This window comes from Cellulomonas sp. NPDC057328 (assembly GCF_042667215.1).
Classification (GTDB): Bacteria; Actinomycetota; Actinomycetes; order Actinomycetales; family Cellulomonadaceae; genus Cellulomonas.
In genome coordinates this window covers 1-20,952 of record NZ_JBHUZW010000065.1, presented here as the reverse complement: position 1 = coordinate 20,952, position 20,952 = coordinate 1, and the positions used below count along the sequence as shown (strand labels likewise).

Sequence of the window (20,952 nt, the reverse complement as noted above, 5' to 3'; positions counted from 1 at the left end):
GCACCACCCCGGGCGGCGCCCTCGTCCGCCGTCGCGCGACCCGAGGCGTCGCCCGCCACGACGGTCCGGGCGTCGTCGCCGGCCGACCCGGCGCGCGCGTCGTCGCCCGCCGACCCGGCGCGCGCGTCGTCGCCCGCCGTGCCGCGACCGGCGGCGTCGCCACCGACGGACGCCGGGCGCTCGGCCGCGACGACGGTCTCCCGGGGAGCCGCGGTGTCCCCACCGACGGGCGCCACCGCGGGGAGCCGACCGGACGCCTCGGCGCGCGCCGCAGCCGGCGGCACGTCCGCCACCGGCACCTGCGCGACCGGCACCTGCGCGACCTGAGCAGCCGCGCGTCCGGTCGTCGGCGCGCCGGCGTGCGCGGGCACGACCGCCGGCACGTCCGGCACGGCGGGCGCACCCGCCGGCAGGCCGCGCTCGAGGCGGTCGAGGCGCGCACCGAGCCCGGTGCGGGAGTCGTCGGCCGCGGGCAGCAGCAGGCGCGCCATGAGCAGCTCGAGGTGCAGCCGCGGCGACGTCGCGCCGACCATCTCGGTGAGCGCCGCGTTCGCGAGGTCCGCCGACCGCGACAGCTCCGACATGCCCAGGTGCGTGGCCTGCGCGCGCATCCGCTCCATCTGGTCGGCCGGCAGGTCGCGCAGCACGGCGCCGGCGGCCTCGCCGGACGCCGCGATGACGATGAGGTCGCGCAGCCGCTCGAGCAGGTCCTCGACGAAGCGCCGCGGCTCGTGGCCGGTCGCGATCACGCGCTCGACCACCCGGAACGCGGACGCGCCGTCGCGCGCCGCGACCGCGTCGACGAGGTCGTCGAGCAGCGAGCCGTGCGTGTACCCGAGCAGCGCGACCGCGCCCTCGTAGTCGATGCCCTGCTCGCCGGCGCCGGCCACGAGCTGGTCGAGCACGGACAGGGTGTCGCGGACCGACCCGGCGCCCGCGCGGACGACGAGCGACAGCACCCCGGCGCCGACCGGGACCCCCTCGGTGGCGCAGAGTCGCTCGAGGTACGGCACGAGGACGTCCGGCGGGACCAGCCGGAACGGGTAGTGGTGCGTGCGCGAGCGGATGGTGCCGATGACCTTGTCGGGCTCGGTCGTCGCGAACACGAACTTCACGTGCGGCGGCGGCTCCTCGACGATCTTCAGCAGCGCGTTGAAGCCCTGCGGCGAGACCATGTGCGCCTCGTCGAGGATGAACACCTTGTACCGGTCGCGCGCGGGGGCGAACGTCGCGCGCTCGCGCAGCTCGCGGGCGTCGTCGACACCGCCGTGGCTGGCCGCGTCGATCTCCACCACGTCGAGGCTGCCGGGGCCGCCGCGCGCGAGCTCGACGCACGACGGGCACACGCCGCAGGGGGTGTCGGTGGGGCCCTCGGCGCAGTTGAGGCAGCGCGCGAGGATGCGCGCGCTCGTCGTCTTGCCGCAGCCGCGCGGGCCCGAGAAGAGGTACGCGTGGTTGCTCTGGCCCGAGCGCAGGGCCTGGCGCAGGGGCGCCGTGACGTGGTCCTGCCCGATGACCTCCGCGAAGGACTCGGGCCGGTAGCGCCGGTACAGGGCTGTCGTCACGGGAGGACCCTACGTGCCGCCACCCACACGGGGACAAGCGCCGACGTCACGGCTGTGGACGGCACCGTCCCGACCCGTCCGCCGCCCGACCGGCCCGCGTCCGGCACCCGGGACGACCGCCTCCCGAGCCCGCGATCGCGCCGCCACCGGTGGCCCGGACGCCGCACGACCACTGGCTCGTCCCGACGCCGTCCCACCAGGTGACCCGTCAGTCCGCACGCACCACCGTGTCCGCCAGCACCCGGCGCAGCAGCGGCCGCGCCGACTCCGTCGCGGCGAGCACGAGCGCGCACCCGACGGTCAGGCTGCCGAGCAGGAGCAGCAGCCCCTGCGGCGCGGTGATCGCCGCGTACCCGAACAGCGGGAAGAACATGACGAGCGCGGCCAGCGCCGACCCCGCCGAGACGTACACGACCGGCACCAGCACCTCCCGCCGGCGCACCTGGTCGAAGAGCTCGCCGGGCACCCCCGCGAGCGTCGCCAGCGCGTACTCGCGCCGCCGGTCGAGCACCTGCGCAGCCTGCGCGATGCCCGCCGACGCGGCGGCGAGCAGGAACGCGATCGCCAGCGTCAGCAGCGCGCCGGTGAGGATGTCGCCCATCTGCATCACCATGTCGGGGTCGTCCCCGGCGCCGGCGGTCAGCACCGGGACGACGGCGAGGCACCCCGCGACGTACGACGCCAGGCCCAGGCCGCCGACGACGCGCCACACGGCCCGCGGGTCGTCGAGCAGGCGCCGGGCGGCGAGCAGCTGCGCCGGCGTGCGGGCGCGCTTCAGCTGGATGCGGCCGATCCGCCCGACGATCCACGGCCCGACCGCGTTCATCGTCGCGAAGGCCGCCAGCAGGCCGCCCATGAGGAACGCGACGAGCGCCGCCCCGAGCGCACCGCCCAGCGCGGACAGCACCATGAACACGCCCAGCCCGACGAGCGCCACGAGCAGCCGGACGACGCGCATGCCCGGCCGCTGCACGCGCTGCGCCACGCCCAGCGGCGACACGACGACCCGCCGCAGCGACACCATGCCGCTCACCGCGGCGACGGCCGGCACCGCCAGCCACGTCAGCAGCAGCACCGGCACCCCGACCCACAGCTCCCCGACCGTGAACGGCTCCCCCTGGAACGCGACCTGCGACCACACGAGCAGCAGCACCCCGTACAGCGCGGAGCCCGCGACGGCCCCGACCAGCCCCTGCAGCGCGGTCTCGACGACCGTGAGGCCGACGACCTCGCGCGGCGTCGCGCCGAGCAGCCGCAGGCTCGCGAGGCGGGCGTCGCGCCGGGAGACGCCCAGGCGCGCGGCGGCGCCGGCGAGCGTGACCACCGGCACGAGCAGCAGGATCGCGGCCGTCGTGGCGAGCGTGACGTAGAACGACCCGTACTCGCGCTGGTACGCATCGGCGGGGTGCGCGGCGCGGTCCATGAAGCCGAGCAGGCCGCCGAGGACGCTCAGCGCGAGGGCCGTCGCGACGCCGAACGCGGTGACCGCGAGCGCCGTCGTCGTGCGCCCGTCGTGCCCGCTCGCCCGCTGCAGCCGCGGCGCCAGCGCCAGGACGGGGTTCATCGCGACACCGCCCCGGCCCGGATGGCCTCGAGCTCGCCCTCGCGCGGGCCGACGCCCGCACCGGTCGTCGTGCCGGCCGGCACCACGCGCCCGTCGAGCATGTCGATGCGCGCGTCGCACCACGCGGCGACCTGGGCGTCGTGCGTGACGACGACGAGGGAGGCCCCGACCGCCCGCGTGCTCTCCACCAGCACCCGCATGACGTCGTGGCCGGTGCTCTGGTCGAGGGACCCGGTGGGCTCGTCGGCGAACACGACGTCCGGCCGCGTGATCAGCGCCCGCGCGACCGCGACCCGCTGCGCCTGGCCGCCGGACAGCTCGCCCGGGCGACGCCCCTCCGTGCCGGCCAGGCCGAGCGCGCCCAGCCACTGCTGCGCCGCCGTCTCCGCCTCGACGCGCGACGCGCCCGTGAGCATCGCCGGCAGCGCCACGTTCTCGAGCGCCGACAGCTCCGACAGCAGCTGGCCGAACTGGAACACGAACCCGTACTGGCTGCGGCGCAGCAGCGAGCGCTCCTTCTCGGACAGGCCCTGGATCTCCCGCCCGCGCAGCGCCACGACGCCCGCGTCCGGCTGGTGGATGCCCGCCAGGCAGTGCAGCAGCGTCGACTTGCCGGAGCCCGACGGCCCCATCACCGCGAGCGACCCGCCGTCCGGGATCGCGACGTCGACGCCCGCGAGGGCGGTCGTCCCGCCGAAGCGCTTGACCAGGCCGCGCGCGGCGAGGCGCGGGACGTCGCCGGACCAGGCGGAGGTGGTGGGTGCGCCGGCCGGGAGGGTGGCCGGGGGCGCGGCGGCGAGGGGCGCGGCGGCGAGGGGTGCGGCCGGCGCGCCGACGCCGGGCGGCGGGGTGAGCGGAGGGGGTGTCGCGGTCATGCCTCGATCGTGCGCCCCGCGGTGGGGGCGCGGCGTGGGACCGAGGTCGCGACCTCGCGCGGCCGGCGTCCCACCGGGGGTGGACGGCGGGGCCGACGGCGGGACGACGGGAGGTCCGCCCGTGGACGGGCCGGGCCCGACTCCCGGGCATGACTCCGGGCATGACTCCGCGCATGGGTCCGGGCATGCAAGGACCCCCCGCACACCCGCCAGAGCCCGCCTGCCCTTGCTGCCTTCCGGCCCTGGGGGGGTTCAGCGGGGTGACGCCGTACGAGGGGTCTGCACCCAGCCTAACGCAGCCCGGGCGGCTGCCGGGCACGCGCGGTCAGCGGGTGGATGCCTGCGCGCGTGACGGCCCGGCCTACCGGCGCGTCAGCGGTCGACGTGCGGCATGCGCTGCGTGGGCGGGCCGGCCTCGGGGTCCCGGCCGGAGAGGCGCTGCGTCGGGCGGTCGCCCGAGCCGCTGCGCCGTCCCCGCACCGCCGGCGACGAGACGCTGCGCCGCGGCGGCGTGGGCGTGGGCGGCTCGGGCACCTCGAAGCCGTCCTCGTCCAGGAGCGGGCCGTCGACGACCATCGTGTCGTCGACCGACGTCGGCGGCGGCGTCGCGGAGGACGCGGTGCGCCGCGGCGTCGCCAGCTGTGTGGGCGCCGGTGCGGCGGGCGGCTCGTCCGGGACGGACGTGGCAGGGGCGGGCGTGGCAGCGGCCGACGTGGCAGGGGCGGACGTCGCAGGGGCCGACGTCGCAGGGGCCGACGTCGCGACGGGCTGCGCCCCGGCCGACGTCGCGCGCGTCGCACCGGCGCCCGGCTCGCGTGCGGCGGCGTCGCGGCCAGTCCCCCACTCGGGCCAGTCGGCGAGGGCCGCCTGGTCGGCGTCCGTGCCGGCGTCGAGGTCCGCGCCGACGTCCGCGGGCTCGCCGGCCGACGCCCGCGTGGGGGCGCCGGTGGCGTCGTCCGTGCTTGCGGGGCCGGGGGACGTGACGCCGGGTGCGCGTCCCGTCGCGGACCGCGGCGCGGCACCGGTGGGCGTGCCACCGGCGGTGCCGGTCGTCGTCGGCGCGTCGGCGGCCGTCCCGTCGCCGTCCCCGGACGGCGTCGGGCCGGGCACGTCCGACGCCCCGGGGGGCAGCAGCCGCCACGCGAGCCACAGCAGCAGGCCGAGCACGACGGTCCACGCGCCGCCCACGACGAGCATCACGGCGAGCGGGACGCGCTCGGACGTCTCGAGCTCGAGGCCGACGACGACGCCCGCGACGAGCGTCGCGACGCCCCACGCCGCGGCGACCGCCGCGAGCAGCCGCACCGGCCGACGGTCGCGGCGCCGGAACGCCACGGCGGCGGCGAGCACCCCGATCACGGCGGTGACCAGCGCGGACAGGGTCACCAGGAGCCACGACGCGCGCCCCTGCACCGCGAGCACCAGCAGGCCGACGAGGGCGCTCGTCACCGCGGGCAGCGTCAGCGCGGCGATGGCGGTGCCGATCGCGGGCTCACGCCACTCGTCGATCGGCCACGGCTCGGGGCGGGCGTAGGGCGCGGCGCCGGAGGGAGGAGCGGTCTGGTCCATGCCGCCTCACGCTACCCACTCGCGTCCGGTTCGTCCGGTCCGGCCGGTCAGCCGTCCAGGACGTGGCGCAGGTAGCGGTCGGGCGCGTCGAGGAACCCGCGCCAGCGCCGCACGAGCTCCAGGTCGTCCCACGCGCTGCGGCGCAGGCCGTGGTCGCCGATCTCCCACACCGTCGCGCCCGGCAGCGCCGCGAGCAGGGGCGAGTGCGTCGACAGGAGCACCTGCGAGCCGCTGCGCACGAGGTCGTGCAGGTGCTGGAGCAGCGCGAGGCAGCCGGTGAACGACAGCGCCGACTCCGGCTCGTCGAGGACGTAGAGGCCCGGGAGCATCATCCGGTCGCCGACGAGCGTGAGGAACGACTCCCCGTGCGACATCGCGTGCAACTGCGGCTCGGGGTTCGACGACGGGCGGCCGCCCGGGTTCTCCTCGAGGTACGTGTAGAACGAGTGCATCGTCTCGGCCCGCAGGAAGAACCCGCGGCGCGGTGAGCCGACGCCCCGCAGCAGGCGCAACCGGTCCGCGAGGCCCGACTCCGTGCGCCGGGTGCTGTGGCGCGAGCCGATCGCCCCGCCCTCCGGGCCCATGCCGAACGCGCCGGCGACGCCCTCGACGAGGGTCGACTTGCCGGCGCCGTTGTCGCCGACGAGGACGGTCGCGGCGGACAGGTCCCATCCCTGCGCGAGCACCTGCGCGACGGCCGGCACGTCCCGGAACCAGTCGTGGCCGGTCGGCCCCTCGTCGTCCGGGGCCGCCTCGACGCGCACGACGGGCAGCGCGCTGCGCATGCTCCCGGCCACGCCGGCCGTCGGACGTCCCGCCACGTGACCACCCCACCACACGCGTCCGACACGCACGCGCCCCGGCCGACCCCTCCCGAACGGGTTCCGGTGCGCGGACGAGCGGCCCGGTGCACGCTCCAGGTCCCGTTCGAGCGCCCACGGGCCGCGTCGGCGAGCGGGAGGTCCCGCGCCCGCCGCGCGGTCAGCCCGTGACCGGGCCCGCCGCGAGGGCCTCGGCGCGCGCCTCGGCCACGGCGCGCGCGACGCGGGCGGCGGAGCGGCGGCGCGCCGCGCGCACCGCGAGCACCACCCCGAGCAGCACGAGCAGCAGCCCGACCTGCGCGAGCGGCGGCGTCCACACGGCGGCCGTCGCCGCCGCGGCCGCGGGGACCCCCGGCACGACGTCGTCCCCCACGACGAGCGGCTCGGCGCCCACGTCCACGGCCGCGCGCACGCCCGGCCACACCCCGTCGAGCACGACCGAGCGCGCCACCGAGCCGCCGGGCAGCACCTCGCGCACGGGGTCGCCGTCCGCCGTCGTCGCGCCGCCGAGCCACGGGTCGACCGACACGGCGCCCGTCGCGCCGAGGCGCACGTCGCCGGTGTTCTCCAGCACGTAGGACACCTCGACGGCGCCCGGCGCGAAGGGGTTCCACGACGGCACGTACCGTGCGGCGACGTCGCCGACGGCCAGGCCGGCGACCACGTCGCCGGTGACGCGCAGGTGCAGCCGGACGCCCACCCGCGAGTCGAGCACGACACGCGTGCCGTCCACCCCCTCGACCGGCGTGGCCAGCGACGCGACGACGCCCGCGGGGTGGTCACCGGGACGGGCGTCGGCGGGGACGGTCAGCGTGACGGGCACGACGACCGTGCCGCGCGGCCCGACCTCGACGCTCCGCGGCACGTCGAGCCAGGCCCCCGCCGCCGTCGGCGCGGTCCCGGTCGGCGGCAGGTCGAACTCCCCGGCGGCGGTGACGACGCCGTCGCCGGCAGCGAGCGTGAACGTCTGCGGCGTGTCGGTGTGGTTGGCGAGTGCGAGGTGCTCGGTGACCTGCGCGCCGGGGTCGAGCTCGTGGCGCAGCGAGACGCGCCCGTCGGGGCCGTCGGCGGTCGCGGGCACGAGCGACCACGTCGTCGTCGCGACCTGCGGGTCGCCCACGCCGCCGCGGTCGACGTCGAGCGCGGGGTCGTGCGTGGGGACGGCGGTGGGCGCGTCGGGGTCGGCGAGACCGGCGGCGACCGGGCCGGCGGCGACCGGTGCCGGGAGCACAGGTGCCGCGAGCAGGGGCGCGGCCGCGGCGGGCGCGGCCGCGAGGCCGGCGACGAGCACGACGGCTGCGCCGAGCGCGGCGCGGGTGCGGGCGTGGAGCACGGAGGTCCTCTCGAGGGCGGCGCCCGGCGGGTGGGCGGGCGCGCGTGGCGGTGCGGTGGCGGTGGCGGTGGCGGTGCGGTCGCGCCGGCGGGAGGACGCGCGGTCCCCCCGCCGGCGCGGGTGGGTCCGGCGTCGTCAGTCGCGGGCGAAGAGGCTGACGGTGAGCGTGCCGCGGTACGTGCCGGCCTTCGCGTCGACCGGGACGTCGAGACGCACGTCCGCCGACAGCTCGGTCCGGCCCGTGCGACCCTCGCCCTCGGCCGTCGCGAGCGCCGCCGGCACCGCGAGGCCCGTCCCGCCGTCGAGAACGCCCTCGACGTCGTCACCGGGCGTGACGCCGTCGCGCTGCGTGAGCACGACCGGGTCCCAGCCGAGGTGACCGGCGCGCAGGCGCGCACCGTCGGACACCAGGTCGGTGGACTGGCCCGAGACCGACCAGCCCGCCGCGTCGGCGCGCGAGTCCGTCACCGCGACGGTCGGCAGCGCGGCCTGCAGCCGCAGCCGGTCGCCGAGGTTGTCGGCCTCGCCGAGGTCGAGCGCGTCCTGCGCGACGGTGAGCGCGAGGCTGCCGGCCGGGGCCTGCTCCGGCAGCGTGGCCGTCACCTCGATGCCGTCCGTCTCCTCGCTGGGCACGTAGTCCCACAGCTCGTCGAGGAAGACGTTCGCGAGGTCGGTGTTGTCGAGGTACGCGCCGCGCACCGGGTCGGTGCCGGTGGCGCGGGCCGCGATGGCGTCCGCACCCGGGCCCTGGGCGTAGACCGGGACCAGCTGGTTCGTGTGGTTGCCCGAGTGCCACGAGTGGCCGGCGACCTGCTCGGCCGCGCCCGGCACGAGGCTGGTCCACGTCGGGTCGGCACCCGCGCCGGCGAGGTAGCCGGTCTCGTGGTCGGCCGTGACGATCATCAGCGTCTCGTCCCAGCTGCTGTTCTCCTCGACCCACTGCACGGCCGTGTCGACCGCGCGGTTGAAGTCGACGGTCTCCTCGATGGTCGTGACGTCGGAGTTCGCGTGGCCGGCCCAGTCGATCGCGCCGCCCTCGACCATGACGAAGAAGCCGTCCTCCTCGCGCTCGAGCACGTTGAGGGCGCCCTGCGTGAGCGTCGGCAGGTCCGGGACGTCGTTCATCTGCCCGGCGAACGGCGTCTCGCCGACCGTCGAGCGGCCCTGCTGCAGCGTCGAGCCGACCTGCACGGCGCCGAACACGCGCTCCGGCACGTCGGTGCCGGCCGCGAGCGCCTCGAACTGCGCCTTCTCCTCGAGCAGCGTGAAGCCCGTCTGCCCGTCCTGCAGGCGCTGCCAGTCGGACTGGGAGACGTAGCCGAAGCTCGGCGTCGTCAGCAGCTCGTGGCTGTCGTCGTAGTACGGGTGCCCGGCACCGATGACGACGTCGAGGTAGTCCGCCTCGAGGTACTCGTGCGTGACACCCGCGAGGTCGTTGCGGTTCGCGTTGTGCGCGGCGTACCCGGCCGGCGTCGCGTGGCTGAACGGCACCGACGAGACGACGCCCGTCGCCTTGCCGAGCCGGTCGGCGCGCTGCGTGAGGTTCTCGAGCACGGTGCCGTCGGGGGCGATGCCGAGCACGCCGTTGTTCGTCTTGACGCCCGTCGCGAGCGCGGTGGCGGCGGCGGCCGAGTCGGTCGCCCCCTCCTTGATCCAGTCGAAGTCGCCCCACGCGGCCTGCGGGTCGTACTCGGCGCGGCCGTTCGCGGAGTGGTTCGACTGCCCGACCTGGACCGGGAACTGCTGGAACACCTGCGACGGCGTGCCCGGGACCGGGGTGATCGAGCCCGAGTCCGGGTTCACGACGACCTGGTGGAACGTCGTGCCGTGCTGGTACGCGCTGGCGAGGTCGACCGTGTTGTAGCCCATGCCGTCACCGATGAGCACGATGACGTTCTTCGGGGCGCCGGCGGGCGCCTCGGGGTTCGCGGTCGCCGCGGCGGCGGGGACGACGACGAGGGCGGACGTGGCCAGGGTCGCGGCTGCGATCCCGGCGCGGCGGGCAGGGGTCCTGCTGCGGCGCATCTGTGGTCCTCTACGGATCGTGGACGGCCGGGGGTGTCCCGGCCGCGTACGACCCTCGCCAGCGAGGTTGAACGACTCATGACGGTGCGGTGCTCTCCGCACGACCTGTTCCCGTCGGTCCGGTTCGCCGCATCCGCCCGATGCGGCACGGCGGGCCGGCCGGTCCCGGCCGTGACCAGCCCGCGCCGACGCGGTACGGCACGGCTGTCGGCTCCGGTAGACTCTCCGCGCGGCTCGTCGGTCCCGATCGGCTGCCGCCGCCAGGAGGATTCGCCTAGTGGCCTATGGCGCACGCTTGGAAAGCGTGTTGGGTGCAAGCCCTCGGGGGTTCGAATCCCCCATCCTCCGCCGGCACGCAGGGCCCGTCACCGCAGCGATGCGGGACGGGCCCTGCGTCGTGCTGCGCCCGGCCGCAGCGCCGTGCCGCACCCGGTCGCGGCCGCGGACGTCGTCCGGCCCGCGGCGACCGCCGTAGGCTGGACGACCGTGGCGACGTTCTCCTCCGTGACCCAGCAGCACGTCCTCCAGGCGATCGCGGAGTACGACGACCGCGGCGGGGAGCAGTTCCTCGCGCTGTACGGGTTCGAGCCCGCGCCCGCCTACGCGATCCTGCACGAGGGCCGCGAGTACGACGCCCGCGCGGTCCTCGGCGTCGCGCACCGGTTCGCGACCGGCCGCATGGCGACGTCCGACGACTTCCACGGCATGGACGCCGCGGTGGCCCTGCTGCGTCGGCGCGGGTTCGAGGTGACCGACCCGTACGCGGCGGCCGCACCCGCCGCGGCACCGGCCCGCGCGCCCCGGTCGTCGGCCCCGAAGGCGCCGCGCACGACGACGCCCCGCACGACGACCCCGCGCGCGACCCGCACCCCCGCCCGCGAGGAGCGTCCGCTCGCCATCTGCCCCACCTGCTTCCAGGCGCTGCCGGCCACGGGCGTCTGCGACAACTGCAGCTGACGGCCCGCACCCACACGTCCGGACGCCGCGCCGACCGCGGCACCCACCGCCGAGCGCGGTAGGTCGCACCGAGCGCGGGTGCTGCACCTGCCGCACTCGGTGCGAGGTGCCGCACTCGGTGCTCGGTGGCCTGCTCACGCCAGCAGCGGCAGCCGGCCGACGATCTTGTCGACCCGGTTGCGCGGGCCCACGATGCTGACCGCGTGGTACGCGAGCGCGTCGGCGGGCGCACCGGCCACCGCGTCGAGGTACTCGTCGTAGACGCGGGTCGCCTGCGCGGCGACCGGCATGTCGGCGACGAAGACGCCCGGCGACGCCGCCGCCCGTGCGCGGATCGCGGCGAGCCGGTCCGCGGGTGCGGCCAGCACCGCGCAGCCCGCCCACGGCAGGCCGGGGTGCGCCGACCCCGTGGCGTCGACGGCGTCCGGGCCGAGCAGCCCGTCCACGCCAGCGGCGGTCGCGGCGCTCACGCACACCGCGGCGTTGACCGCCCGGCCGGCGGGCATCGACTCGTCCACCACGACGACCCACTTGAGCCGCGCGGCGCGGGTCGGCTCGCCGGTGCGGACCTCGTCGGGCGTGAACCCGACACGTCCCGCCGTCCCCGGTTCGCCGGTCCGCTGCCGACCCGTTGCCTGCACGCCCGTCCCCCGCTCACCCATCTCGTGCTCGCCCGCTTCCTGCGTGGCCGTCTGCTGCACGCCCGTCTCCCTCACTCCTCGACACCGTGACGTCCTGAGGCGTGCACAATAGGCACCGGAACGGTCAACGTTGTGGCAATCCGTACGACGTACGGTCGAGGGGGCGGAATGGTCGAGCTGGACGATCTCGATACGGCGATCCTGCGCGAGATGCAGGTCGACGCACGGCGCACCAACCGCGACGTCGCGGCCGCGGTGGGCGTCCCCCCGACCACCGCGCTCGACCGGACGCGGGCCCTGCGCGAGCGGGGCGTGATCCGGGGCGCGATCCTCGACGTCGACCTCGCGGCGATCGGCCGGCCGGTGCAGGCGCTCGTCGCCGTGCGCATCCGGCCCCCGTCGCGGCGGGTCATCGAGGCGTTCCGCACGTGGGTCGCGGCCCTGCCGGAGACGCTCGGCGTGTTCGTGACGAGCGGCGGCGACGACTTCCTCGTGCACGTCGCCGTGCCCGACAACGACCACCTGTACGCGTTCGTGATCGACCGGCTCACGGAGCGGCCGGAGGTCGCCGACGTCCGCACGTCCGTCGTCTACGAGCACCTGCGCAACCCGGTGGTGGCGCCGCCGACGCGTGCCTCCGCGCGTCGGACGGGGCGCGGCCGCAGCCGCTGAGCCGCGCACGCGGCCCCTCCCCGGACGCCTCAGCGGGCCCCGGCGCCCGCGGGCGCGAACTGCTCGGCCGCACCGACCAGCAGGTCGTCGCTGTCCTTCGTCAGCCGCTCGCCCGACCACAGCTCCTTGAGCTCGAGCACCGTCCCGTCGTGCAGCGTGAAGGACACCCGGACCGGCACCCGCTTGAGCACCGCCGCCGACGCGACGTCCTCGAAGGGCACGAAGCGGTGCTGCCGCGCGAGCTCGACCACGGACGCGGACGCGAGCAGCGCCGCGATGCGGTCCTTGCCGCCCTCGGTCTTCTTCGGGCACGGCACGAGCAGCAGCCCGTTGTCGAGGACGACGACGTCGTGCGGGGCCTTGCCGACCTGCATGTTCGCGATGCCGCCGAGGACGTCGCCGCCGTGGGCGGTGGCGCGCGCCCCGACCTGCCCGACGGCGTCGGCGTCGACGCCGAGCGCGGCGAGCCGCGTGCGCGCGGCGTGGGCACCGCCGGGTGCGGTGGCGAGCGGGAGGACGTCGTCCGTGGGGAACGGCGTCCCGTCGCGGCCGACGAGCTCGGCCGGCCCGGCCCACGAGTGCCGCCACCGGGCGGCGCCGGACTGCGCGGCTCCCGCCCGCAGGACGACCCGCAGCACCATGTGCAGCGGCGGCTCGTCGTCGCCGTCGGCGGCGGTGAACCCGAGCTCGCGCGTGAGCTCGTCGCCCCGGCCCGCGGCGACGAGGTCGAGCACCGTGCCGAGCGTCCCGCGCGGCGCACCGGTGAGCCGCGCGACGGCCCGGTGCACCGAGTCCGCGGTGCGCTGCTGCTCGACGCCGACCGACCGCGCGGTGAGCTCGTCCCACTCGAGGCGGGCGCGGTCCTCGAACCGCACGGTGTGCTCGGCGACGGCCGTCGCGGCGTCGGCGAAGCCGGGGACGAGCACCGTCGCCGGCCGGGTGTCGCGCGGGACGTCGGCGGACGGCATGCGCTCCATCGCCGCGACGCGCGCCGCGACGGACGGGTGGCTGTCCCACACCGACTGGTCCTCGGGCGGCGCCTCGGACCGCACGGCGGCGAGCTCGGACCCGCGGGCGGCGAGCAGCTCGCCGAACCCGCCGAAGAACCCTCGGGCGGTGGGCGCCAGCCCCGACTCCCACCCGGCGGCGAGGTACGTGCCGGTGTAGAAGGACCACGCGGTGTCGACCACGGGCAGCTCGCGCAGCGTCGCCTGCGCCACCGCGCGCCCCGCGACGCGCACGGAGAGCTCGTCGGCCTCCAGCTCCTGCCGGCGGCTCACCGACGCGGACACGAGCAGGTAGAGCCGCGCGTACCCGCCGAGCACCCAGCCGACCACTCCGGACAGCTGCTGCACGGTCGCGAGCACGACCGCACGACCGCGGTACGCGACCGGGCCGAGCCGCGTGTGGCTGCGCGAGTAGTGGCCGAGCTCGTGCGCGAGCACCGAGCGCAGCTGCGCGACGTCGAGCGCCTGCACGAGCGGCACCCCGAGGTAGAGCCGACGCCGCCCGCCGACCAGCCCGAGCAGGCGCGCGTCCTCGGAGACGGCCGCGTTGACCTCGGGCACGAGCCGGATCTCGTCCGGCACCCGCGTGTCCGCGACACCGGCCAGCTCGCGCACGGCGGCCCAGAGCTCGGGGGCGGCGGCGGGCGACAGCTCCACGCCGGGCTCGGGCTCCGGGCGGGCCCGCGCGACCAGCCACAGCGCCCGCACGAGGGCGACCACCACGACGAGCGCGACGAACCCGAGCTTGGCCGCGCCCGCCTCGGCACCCGCACCGAACGCGAGGACCGTCAGCCACAGCAGCCCGCCGACGAGCCCGCCGGCGACGACGTAGAAGCCCGCCAGCATGAGGACGGAGAGTGCTGCGCGCAGCGTGGTGAGCATGCCCGGGTCCCTTCCCAGAGCCCGCACGGCCGGCGGGTGCGCGGGGAGCGTAGCGGCGCCGGACGGCCCCGCGCGGGCGTTCCACAGGTGAGATCCGGACGGGCGCCCGGCCGACCCGGCACGCGCCCTCCACCGGTGGACGAGCGACCCGCCCGGCCCGTCCGGGTGGCACCATCAGCCGGTGGCCGACGACATCACCCTCACCTGGTCCGCCTGGGACGACCTGACGGCGGCCCAGGCCTACGACGTGCTGCGCCTGCGCGTCGACGTGTTCGTCGTCGAGCAGCGGTGCGCCTACCCGGAGATCGACGGGCGCGACCTGGAGCCCGGCTCGCGGCACCTCGTCGCGACGCGTGCCGGCCGCGTCGTCGGCTACCTGCGGCTGCTCGAGGACGGCGCGCTCGCGGGCACGCCGGCCCGGCCGCGGATCGGGCGCGTGTGCGTCGCGCGGTCGGCGCGGAACGTCGGGCTCGCGTCCCGGCTCATGCGCGCGGCCGTCGAGGCGGCGGGCCCGCGCGAGCAGGTGCTGGACGCGCAGGCGCACCTGGAGGGCTGGTACGCGCGCTTCGGCTTCGCCGCCGCGTCGGACGTCTACTCCGAGGACGGCATCCCGCACGTGACGATGGTGCGCCCGGCCGCCTGACGCACGGGTGCGCGCCGCTCGTCAGCCGGCCGGGACGGGCGTCGGGTACGGCCCCCCGGTGAGCATCGCCACGGCCAGCGCGACGGCCCACGCGACGTAGCGCTCGGTGCTCCACCCGCAGTCCTCGACGAGGTGCCGCCACGCCTCGTGCGAGTAGACGAGCGTCGCCTGGTCGACGACCTCGTCGACGTCCCCGGCGACGGGCATCCCGCGCCGGGCGAGCTCCGCGACCGTCGCACGCACGCTCGCGCGCCGCCGTGCGCGCATCGCGTCGAACGCGGCCTGCACGTCGGCGTCGGTGCGCGCCGCCGCGACGAACGCCTCCCACAGCCGGACGGAGCGCGCGTACGCGTCGGCGACGACCGTGCCGGTGACCCGCAGGAGCGCGTGCACGTCGTCGGCCGGTACCGCGGCCGCGGCGATCCGCTCCTCCAGCGTGCGGTCGCCCTCGTCGCCGGCGAAGACGACCTCGAAGGCCCGCACGAGCAGGTCCCGCTTCGGTCCCTGCGCCTTGACGGTCTCGACGGACACGCCCGCACGCGCGGCGATCCGCGGCAGCGTCGCGCGGTCGTAGCCGACGGCCGTGACCTCGTCGGCGACGGCGAGCAGCACGCGTCGCCGGGTCGTCGCGGCCTGCTCGGCGCGGATCGCGGACCGGTACGGGCGCGACGTATCATCGGCGGCCATCGACCCTCCTGTCCGGGTGATGAAATGCTCGACGGGCTGCCGAACACGCTACAGCGGCCGGCCGACGAGCGCCGCCGGCCCCACCGGGCCCTCCGACAGGAACCGACATGGCCTCCACCACACCGAGCACCGTCGTCATCGCCGCCGTCTCGAACCACGCGCACGTGTCACCGCTGCTGCCGGTCGCCCGCGCGCTCGTCGACGCCGGCCACCGCGTCCGCTTCCTCACGGGCGACCGGTTCCGGGCGCAGGTCGAGCGCACGGGCGCCGAGCTCGTCCCCCTGCCGGCCGACGCCGTCTTCGACGAGCGCACGATGCTCACGGACGACCCCGACCGCGCGCACCGCACCGGCATCGCCGCGCTGCGCCACGACATGCTCACCTACTTCGTGCGGCGCGGCGCCGCCCAGACCCGGGCCCTCGACGCCGTGCTGGACCCGACCGTGGGCGTGCTGCTGTTCGAGCCGCTGTTCCTCGGCGCCTACGCGGTCACGACCCGGCCCGCCGACCGGCGGCCCCGCACCGTCGCGGTCGGCATCGTGCCCTCGTCCCTCCCCCACCCCGGCGTCCCGCCGTTCGGCCCGGGCCTCGCGCCGCTGGCCGGCCTGCGCGGCCGCGTCCGCGACGGCGCCCTGCGCCTGCTGCTCGAGGAGGGGCTGCTGCGGGTCGTGCGGACGGAGTCGCGCGCGATGGTGCGCGCGAGCGGCGACACCCCGCCGCCCGGGTTCATCACCGCCTGGCCGGCGTCCGCGGACGTCGTCGTGCAGCTCACCGTGCCGGGCTTCGAGTACCCGCGGCCGCACCTGCGCGTGGACCACCGGCTCGTCGGCCCGGCGAGCGTGCCGGCACCGGGCAGCACGACCGTCGACCCGGCGGACCTGCCCGCGTGGTGGGGCGACCTCGACGGCCGCGCGGTCGTGCACGTCACGCAGGGCACGGTCTCGAACGAGGACGTCGGTCAGCTGCTGCGCCCCACGATCGACGGGCTCGCGGACGACGACGTGCTCGTCGTCGCCGCGACCGGCGGCACCCCCGTCGACCGGCTCGGTCCCCTCCCCGCCCACGTGCGCGCCGCCGAGATGGTCCCGTACGCCGCGCTGCTCCCGCGCACGGACGTCATGGTGACGAACGGCGGCTACGGCGGCGTGCACTGGGCGCTCGCGCACGGCGTCCCGCTCGTCGTGGCGGGACGGACGGAGGACAAGGCGGAGGTCGGCGCGCGCGTCGCGTGGAGCGGCGCCGGGATCCGGCTGCGCGGGAACCGGCCGACGCCCGCGGAGGTGGCCGACGCCGTCCGGGCCGTGCGCGCGGACCCGCGGTACCGGGCCGCCGCCCGCCGCCTCGCCGCCGAGATCGCCGCGTCGCCGGGTGCGCGGGGGGTGGTCGACGCTGCGCTCGAGGGCCTGGCCGGACGCCGGTGGGCACCCGCGCCGGGGACGGCCCCGCGACGTCCTGACCGCGGGGTGGAACACCCCGACGCCGGTCCGGTGTTGCACGGCGCATGACGACCATCGGTTTCATCGGCGCAGGACACATCGGCTCGCAGCTCGCCCGCCTCGCGGTGCGGCACGGCCTCGACGTCGTGGTGAGCAACTCACGGGGGCCGCACACCCTCGTCGACCTCGTCGCGGAGCTGGGCGACCGCGCGCGTGCGGGCACCGCGCAGGAGGCGGCGGAGGCGGGCGACCTCGTCGTCGTCACGATCCCGCTCAAGGCGATCGGGTCCGTGCCGGTCGAGCCGCTCGCCGGCAAGGTCGTGATCGACACGAACAACTACTACCCGCAGCGCGACGGGCAGATCGCGGAGCTCGACGACGAGTCGACCACCACCGCCGAGCTGCTGCAGCGGCACCTGCCGCAGTCGCACGTCGTCAAGGCGTTCAACCACATCCTCGCCGCGGAGCTCACGACCGACGGCGCCCCGACGGGCACGCCCGGACGCCGCGCGCTCGTCGTCGCCGGGGACGACGCGGACGCCCGTGCGCGCGTCGTGGCGCTGCTCGACCGGTTCGGCTTCGACGCCGTCGAGCTGAGCCCCCTGTCCGAGGGCTGGCGCATCCAGCGCGACACCCCCGGGTACGGCGTGCGGCGCACCGCCGACGAGCTGCGCGCGGACCTCGCCGCGGCCCGCCGCTACCGCGACATGTGAGCACGTCCCTCCCCCACCGGCCGGTCCGACCCCGTGTCGGACCGGCCCGGTAGCGTCCGTCGGATGGACGCGCTCACCCGGTCCGGCGCGCTCGCGTGGCGCCTGCGCCGCCAGCTGCTCGACCCGCCCGGCGCGACGACGCCGGCGGGCGTGGTCGGCGCGCTCGGCGCCGTCGCCGCGCAGGCCGACCCCGCGCACGCCGAGCTGGGCGTGCGGACGCGCCTGCGCCGCTCGCAGCGGGGCGACGTGGCCCGGGCGCTGGCCGACGGCAGCCTGGTGCGGACGTTCGCGTTCCGCGGCGCGGTGCACCTCATGACGCCCGACCAGGCGGCCGTGCACCTGGCGCTGCGGGCGTCGAGCCGCATGTGGGAGCGTCCCGGCTGGCGCAGCCACTACGGCCTCGAGCCCGCGGACTGGCCCGTGCTGCGCGCGGCCGTCCGCGACGCGCTCGTCGACGGGCCGCTGACCCGCCCCGAGCTCGCGTCCGCGCTGGCCGACGACCCGCGGTTCGCGCACCTGGGCCCGGCGCTCACCGACCCGCAGGCGACGCTGCTCAAGCCGCTCGCGTGGCAGGGCGACGTGTGCCTCGGCCCGTCGCGCGACGGCCGCCTGACCCTCCAGCTCCTCGGCGCGAACCCCCGCTGGCCCGGCCTGCCCGACGTGGAGGAGGCCGGCCCGCAGGCGGTCGAGACGTACCTGCGCGCGTACGGCCCGGCGTCCGACGCGAACCTGCGGTACTGGCTCGGCGAGGGGCTCGGCGTCCGACGCGCGGACCTGAACCGCTGGCTCGACGGCCTCGGCGGGCACGTGCGCTGGGTGGAGGTCGACGACGAGCCGCGGCTGGTTCTGGACGAGGACGTGGACGACCTGCTCGCGACGCCGCCGTCCGCGGCCGTGCGGCTGCTGCCGCGGCACGACCAGTGGGTGCTCGGCCCGGGCACCGCGGACGCCGCCGTGGTGCCGCCCGCGGTGCGCGGCGACGTCAGCCGCGGCGCCGACCTCGTCGTCGTCGACGGCCGCGTGGCCGGCACGTGGGCGCTGCGCGGCGACACGGTGACGACGCGCTGGGTCGGCGACGTCCCGGCGGCTCCCGTCGCCGCCGTCGAGGAGGAGGTCGCCCGGCTGGCCGGGCTGCTGGGCCGGCCGCTGCAGCACGAAGGTTGACCGCCCGCCGTGTCGGTCCCGCGCGCTAGCGTCCGCGGGTGAGCGAGTTCCGGTTCGACGCCCCGCTGTTCCAGGTCCCGAACGGGTCCTGGGTGTTCGCCGAGGTGCCGTTCGCGGTCGCGGACGAGGTGGACGAGCTGACGAGCGGCCGGCAGGGCGGCTTCGGGTCCGTGCGCGTCGAGGTGACGCTCGGCCCCACGACGTGGCGGACGTCGCTGTTCCCCGACAAGGGCCGCCGGACGTTCGTGCTGCCGGTCAAGCGGGCGGTGCGCACCGCCGCGGGCGTCGACGCCGGGGACACCGTGCGCGTCGCGCTGCGCCTCGTCGACGTCTGAGCCGACGCCCGGCTCGACCCCGTTCGACCGGTACCTGTCACCGGCCCGCCGTAGCCTGGCCCGCATGGAGCTCACCCTCGCCCTCGACGAGGCCCTCGTCCTCGCCCGCGCCGCCCAGGTCCTGCCCACCGCCGTGCGCGACGTGCGTGCCACCGGCAGCACCGTCCAGGCGACCGTCGCGGTGCACGAGCTGCCCGGCGTGCCGGGCGCCGTGAAGATGGCGACGCGGCTCGCCGGCCCGGTCGACGTGCGCGTCGAGGACCGCGGCGTCACGGGCCGCACGTGGCAGGTGGCGGTCGTCGCGCAGCACCCCACGCTGCGGATGGACCTGTCGTCGTTCGTGACCGACGCCGTCCGCGGTCAGCTCGCGAAGCTGCCGGCCGGCGTCGCGACCGCGCGGTCGGAGGGCGGTGCCACGCTCGTCGACGTCGACCTCGACCGGCTCGGCCCGCTGGTCACGTCGTTCCTTCCCGCCGGCCGGGGCGTCGCCCCGCGCGTCGACGACGTGGCGCTCGGCGAGCGGCTGCGGCTCGTCGCGTCCGTCCGCTGACGTGACGAGCCCGCGTCCGGGCGCCCAGGTCACGGAGCCCGCCGTGCCGCCCGCGGACGCGACGACCGGCCCGGTCCCCGAGGGCGACGGGTACGTGCTCGACGACGACCCGGCGCGGGTCGACCTGGACGTGGTGTGGGACTTCCTGTCCCGCGAGGCGTACTGGGGCCGCGACCGGAGCCGCGCGGAGGTCGAGGAGCAGGTCCGCACCGCCTGGCGGGTGGTCGGCGCGTACGCGCCCGACGGCGCGCAGGTGGGCTTCGCGCGGGCCGTGTCCGACGGCGTGCGGTTCGCGTACCTGGCCGACGTGTTCGTGCTCGACGCCCACCGCGGCCACGGTCTCGGCACGCGGCTCGTCCGGACGATGATCGACGACGGCCCCGGCGCCGACCTGCGCTGGGTGCTGTTCACCGCCGACGCGCACGGCCTGTACGAGCGGTTCGGGTTCGCGCCGCCGGACGCGACGGCGCTCGTGCGCCCGGCCCGGGTCGCGGGCCCGCCGTCGGCTCCGTAGCGTCGCGGAGGTCGCGTCCCGGCGCGGCCCCGCACGGCGCGCCCGGCGTGCGGACGACGCAGCGGCGAGGAGCGAGCATGACGGACGACGCGCAGCACCCGGTCCGGCGCACGGTCGTCGTCACCGGCGCCAGCGACGGCATCGGCGCCGCGGCGGTCCGCGCGCTCGCCGCCGACGGTCGGCACGACGTCGTCGTCGTCGGCCGCGACCCCGACCGCACCCACCGGGTGGCGGACGAGATCGGCGCGCCGGCGTACCTCGCGGACTTCGCGCACCTCGACCAGGTGCGCGACCTCGCCGACCGGCTCCGCGCGGCCCACCCGCGCATCGACGTGCTGGTCAACAACGCGGGTGGGCTGTTCCCCGAGCACGTCGTCACCGCGGACGGCCTCGAGACGACGTTCCAGGTGGACCACCTCGCGCCGTTCCTGCTGACGCGGCTGCTGCTCGACCGGCTGCTGGCCGCCGGCGGTGCGGTCGTGACGACGTCCAGCGCCGCGCACCACCGGTCCAGCCTGACGGTCGACCGGGCGGGCGTGCTGGGCGGCCCGGCGGACACGCTGCGGTACGTGCCGTTCCGCGCGTACGGCGACGCCAAGCTCGCGAACATCCTGTTCACGCGCGAGCTGCACCGCCGGTACCACCGCGAGGGGCTGGCGTCCGCGGCGGTGCACCCCGGCGGCGTCGCGACGAGCTTCGCGGGCACGTCGCGGGACGTGTTCGGCTGGTTCTACCGCTCGTCGCTGGGCAAGCGCGTGCTGCGCACCCCCGAGGACGGCGCGCGCGACCTCGTCCGCCTCGCCGCGGGCCGGCCCGGTGTCGACTGGCCGTCCGGCCAGTACTGGGCGTCGGGCCGGATCGCGCGGGTGGACCGCCGCGCCGACGACCCGGAGCTCGCGCGGGTCCTGTGGGAGCGCAGCGAGCAGCTCGTCGCCTGACCCGACCGGCGCGGGTTGACCGGCGCGGGCCGACCGGCGCGGACGCGCGCCCACCGGGTGG

General features: G+C 77.2%; 20 protein-coding genes, 1 tRNA gene and 1 other RNA gene. 11 read left to right on the top strand and 11 right to left on the bottom strand.

The annotated features are described in order from the left end of the window. From ACFUMH_RS12390 to ACFUMH_RS12355, 8 genes are all read right to left on the bottom strand, one after another. Positions 1-1,565, bottom strand: a 1,565-nt coding sequence (locus ACFUMH_RS12390) for a DNA polymerase III subunit gamma and tau (RefSeq protein ID WP_378205593.1), incomplete at its 3' end; no start/stop codon positions are given. A gap of 208 nt (positions 1,566-1,773) precedes the next feature. Further along, positions 1,774-3,129 (bottom strand): FtsX-like permease family protein, encoded by a 1,356-nt coding sequence (locus ACFUMH_RS12385; RefSeq protein ID WP_378205590.1) that lies wholly within the window; start codon positions 3,127-3,129, stop codon positions 1,774-1,776. Then, positions 3,126-4,004 (bottom strand): ABC transporter ATP-binding protein, encoded by an 879-nt coding sequence (locus ACFUMH_RS12380; protein ID WP_378205587.1) that lies wholly within the window; start codon positions 4,002-4,004, stop codon positions 3,126-3,128. Before ACFUMH_RS12380 ends, ACFUMH_RS12385 begins: the two co-directional genes overlap by 4 nt. Positions 4,005-4,190: 186 nt before the next feature. Further along, positions 4,191-4,287: signal recognition particle sRNA small type (gene ffs / locus ACFUMH_RS12375), an RNA gene on the bottom strand. A gap of 89 nt (positions 4,288-4,376) precedes the next feature. After that, positions 4,377-5,573 (bottom strand): hypothetical protein, encoded by a 1,197-nt coding sequence (locus ACFUMH_RS12370; protein ID WP_378205584.1) that lies wholly within the window; start codon positions 5,571-5,573, stop codon positions 4,377-4,379. Between the two features lie 47 nt (positions 5,574-5,620). Beyond that, on the bottom strand, positions 5,621-6,358 hold the full coding sequence (locus tag ACFUMH_RS12365) for an AAA family ATPase (RefSeq protein WP_378205596.1): 738 nt from the start codon (positions 6,356-6,358) through the stop codon (positions 5,621-5,623). A gap of 196 nt (positions 6,359-6,554) precedes the next feature. Beyond that, positions 6,555-7,727 carry a hypothetical protein gene (locus ACFUMH_RS12360; RefSeq protein ID WP_378205581.1) on the bottom strand — a complete coding sequence of 391 codons (1,173 nt, stop codon included), beginning with the start codon at positions 7,725-7,727 and terminating at the stop codon, positions 6,555-6,557. Between the two features lie 135 nt (positions 7,728-7,862). After that, positions 7,863-9,752 carry an alkaline phosphatase gene (locus ACFUMH_RS12355; protein ID WP_378205578.1) on the bottom strand — a complete coding sequence of 630 codons (1,890 nt, stop codon included), beginning with the start codon at positions 9,750-9,752 and terminating at the stop codon, positions 7,863-7,865. A gap of 263 nt (positions 9,753-10,015) precedes the next feature. Between ACFUMH_RS12355 and ACFUMH_RS12350 the strand changes: the two genes are divergently transcribed. Further along, positions 10,016-10,100: transfer RNA gene (locus ACFUMH_RS12350), tRNA-Ser, on the top strand. A gap of 138 nt (positions 10,101-10,238) precedes the next feature. After that, positions 10,239-10,709, top strand: coding sequence for a hypothetical protein (locus ACFUMH_RS12345; RefSeq protein WP_378205575.1), 471 nt, complete (start codon positions 10,239-10,241; stop codon positions 10,707-10,709). 134 nt (positions 10,710-10,843) lie between these two features. Here ACFUMH_RS12345 and ACFUMH_RS12340 read toward each other — a convergent pair whose 3' ends face one another. Further along, positions 10,844-11,410 carry a DUF2000 domain-containing protein gene (locus ACFUMH_RS12340; RefSeq protein ID WP_378205572.1) on the bottom strand — a complete coding sequence of 189 codons (567 nt, stop codon included), beginning with the start codon at positions 11,408-11,410 and terminating at the stop codon, positions 10,844-10,846. Between the two features lie 108 nt (positions 11,411-11,518). Between ACFUMH_RS12340 and ACFUMH_RS12335 the strand changes: the two genes are divergently transcribed. Beyond that, positions 11,519-12,022: an Lrp/AsnC family transcriptional regulator gene (locus ACFUMH_RS12335; RefSeq protein ID WP_378205569.1), complete on the top strand. Its 504-nt coding sequence runs from the start codon at positions 11,519-11,521 to the stop codon at positions 12,020-12,022. Positions 12,023-12,051: 29 nt separating this feature from the next. Here ACFUMH_RS12335 and ACFUMH_RS12330 read toward each other — a convergent pair whose 3' ends face one another. Then, entirely contained in the window at positions 12,052-13,911 is a 1,860-nt protein-coding gene (locus tag ACFUMH_RS12330; protein WP_378205566.1) for a M48 family metallopeptidase, read from the bottom strand. A gap of 181 nt (positions 13,912-14,092) precedes the next feature. On the opposite strand from ACFUMH_RS12330, the gene ACFUMH_RS12325 reads away from it, so the two are divergent. Next, positions 14,093-14,554 (top strand): GNAT family N-acetyltransferase, encoded by a 462-nt coding sequence (locus ACFUMH_RS12325; RefSeq protein WP_378205563.1) that lies wholly within the window; start codon positions 14,093-14,095, stop codon positions 14,552-14,554. A 21-nt stretch (positions 14,555-14,575) separates the two neighbouring features. Here ACFUMH_RS12325 and ACFUMH_RS12320 read toward each other — a convergent pair whose 3' ends face one another. Beyond that, a complete protein-coding gene (locus tag ACFUMH_RS12320) occupies positions 14,576-15,241 on the bottom strand; it encodes a TetR family transcriptional regulator (RefSeq protein ID WP_378205560.1) in 666 nt (221 codons plus the stop codon). Positions 15,242-15,348: 107 nt separating this feature from the next. Between ACFUMH_RS12320 and ACFUMH_RS12315 the strand changes: the two genes are divergently transcribed. The 7 genes from ACFUMH_RS12315 to ACFUMH_RS12285 all read left to right on the top strand — a co-directional run bounded on the left by ACFUMH_RS12315 (position 15,349) and on the right by ACFUMH_RS12285 (position 20,891). Beyond that, the gene (locus ACFUMH_RS12315; protein WP_378205557.1) at positions 15,349-16,746 is read left to right on the top strand and encodes a glycosyltransferase; all 1,398 of its coding nucleotides are present in this window, start codon (positions 15,349-15,351) and stop codon (positions 16,744-16,746) included. Beyond that, positions 16,743-17,390, top strand: a complete 648-nt coding sequence (locus tag ACFUMH_RS12310) for an NADPH-dependent F420 reductase (protein WP_378205554.1) — start codon at positions 16,743-16,745, stop codon at positions 17,388-17,390. The genes ACFUMH_RS12315 and ACFUMH_RS12310 overlap by 4 nt, the downstream gene beginning before the upstream one ends. A gap of 63 nt (positions 17,391-17,453) precedes the next feature. Beyond that, a complete protein-coding gene (locus ACFUMH_RS12305; RefSeq protein WP_378205551.1) occupies positions 17,454-18,554 on the top strand; it encodes a DNA glycosylase AlkZ-like family protein in 1,101 nt (366 codons plus the stop codon). A gap of 38 nt (positions 18,555-18,592) precedes the next feature. Continuing rightward, positions 18,593-18,889, top strand: coding sequence for a DUF1905 domain-containing protein (locus ACFUMH_RS12300; RefSeq protein ID WP_378205548.1), 297 nt, complete (start codon positions 18,593-18,595; stop codon positions 18,887-18,889). Positions 18,890-18,953: 64 nt separating this feature from the next. After that, positions 18,954-19,439, top strand: coding sequence for a hypothetical protein (locus tag ACFUMH_RS12295; RefSeq protein ID WP_378205545.1), 486 nt, complete (start codon positions 18,954-18,956; stop codon positions 19,437-19,439). A gap of 43 nt (positions 19,440-19,482) precedes the next feature. Further along, a complete protein-coding gene (locus ACFUMH_RS12290) occupies positions 19,483-19,953 on the top strand; it encodes a GNAT family N-acetyltransferase (protein ID WP_378205542.1) in 471 nt (156 codons plus the stop codon). 77 nt (positions 19,954-20,030) lie between these two features. Beyond that, positions 20,031-20,891 carry an SDR family NAD(P)-dependent oxidoreductase gene (locus tag ACFUMH_RS12285; protein WP_378205538.1) on the top strand — a complete coding sequence of 287 codons (861 nt, stop codon included), beginning with the start codon at positions 20,031-20,033 and terminating at the stop codon, positions 20,889-20,891. The last annotated feature ends 61 nt before the right edge of the window (positions 20,892-20,952 follow it).

Coding starts and splice junctions, on each gene's coding strand:
- ACFUMH_RS12305 (WP_378205551.1), top strand. CDS start 17,454: ATGGACGCGCTCACCCGGTCCGGCGCGCTCGCGTGGCGCCTGCGCCGC.
- ACFUMH_RS12310 (WP_378205554.1), top strand. CDS start 16,743: ATGACGACCATCGGTTTCATCGGCGCAGGACACATCGGCTCGCAGCTC.
- ACFUMH_RS12330 (WP_378205566.1), bottom strand. CDS start 13,911: ATGCTCACCACGCTGCGCGCAGCACTCTCCGTCCTCATGCTGGCGGGC.
- ACFUMH_RS12370 (WP_378205584.1), bottom strand. CDS start 5,573: ATGGACCAGACCGCTCCTCCCTCCGGCGCCGCGCCCTACGCCCGCCCC.
- ACFUMH_RS12320 (WP_378205560.1), bottom strand. CDS start 15,241: ATGGCCGCCGATGATACGTCGCGCCCGTACCGGTCCGCGATCCGCGCC.
- ACFUMH_RS12385 (WP_378205590.1), bottom strand. CDS start 3,129: ATGAACCCCGTCCTGGCGCTGGCGCCGCGGCTGCAGCGGGCGAGCGGG.
- ACFUMH_RS12365 (WP_378205596.1), bottom strand. CDS start 6,358: ATGCGCAGCGCGCTGCCCGTCGTGCGCGTCGAGGCGGCCCCGGACGAC.
- ACFUMH_RS12295 (WP_378205545.1), top strand. CDS start 18,954: ATGGAGCTCACCCTCGCCCTCGACGAGGCCCTCGTCCTCGCCCGCGCC.
- ACFUMH_RS12380 (WP_378205587.1), bottom strand. CDS start 4,004: ATGACCGCGACACCCCCTCCGCTCACCCCGCCGCCCGGCGTCGGCGCG.
- ACFUMH_RS12315 (WP_378205557.1), top strand. CDS start 15,349: ATGGCCTCCACCACACCGAGCACCGTCGTCATCGCCGCCGTCTCGAAC.
- ACFUMH_RS12355 (WP_378205578.1), bottom strand. CDS start 9,752: ATGCGCCGCAGCAGGACCCCTGCCCGCCGCGCCGGGATCGCAGCCGCG.
- ACFUMH_RS12285 (WP_378205538.1), top strand. CDS start 20,031: ATGACGGACGACGCGCAGCACCCGGTCCGGCGCACGGTCGTCGTCACC.
- ACFUMH_RS12335 (WP_378205569.1), top strand. CDS start 11,519: ATGGTCGAGCTGGACGATCTCGATACGGCGATCCTGCGCGAGATGCAG.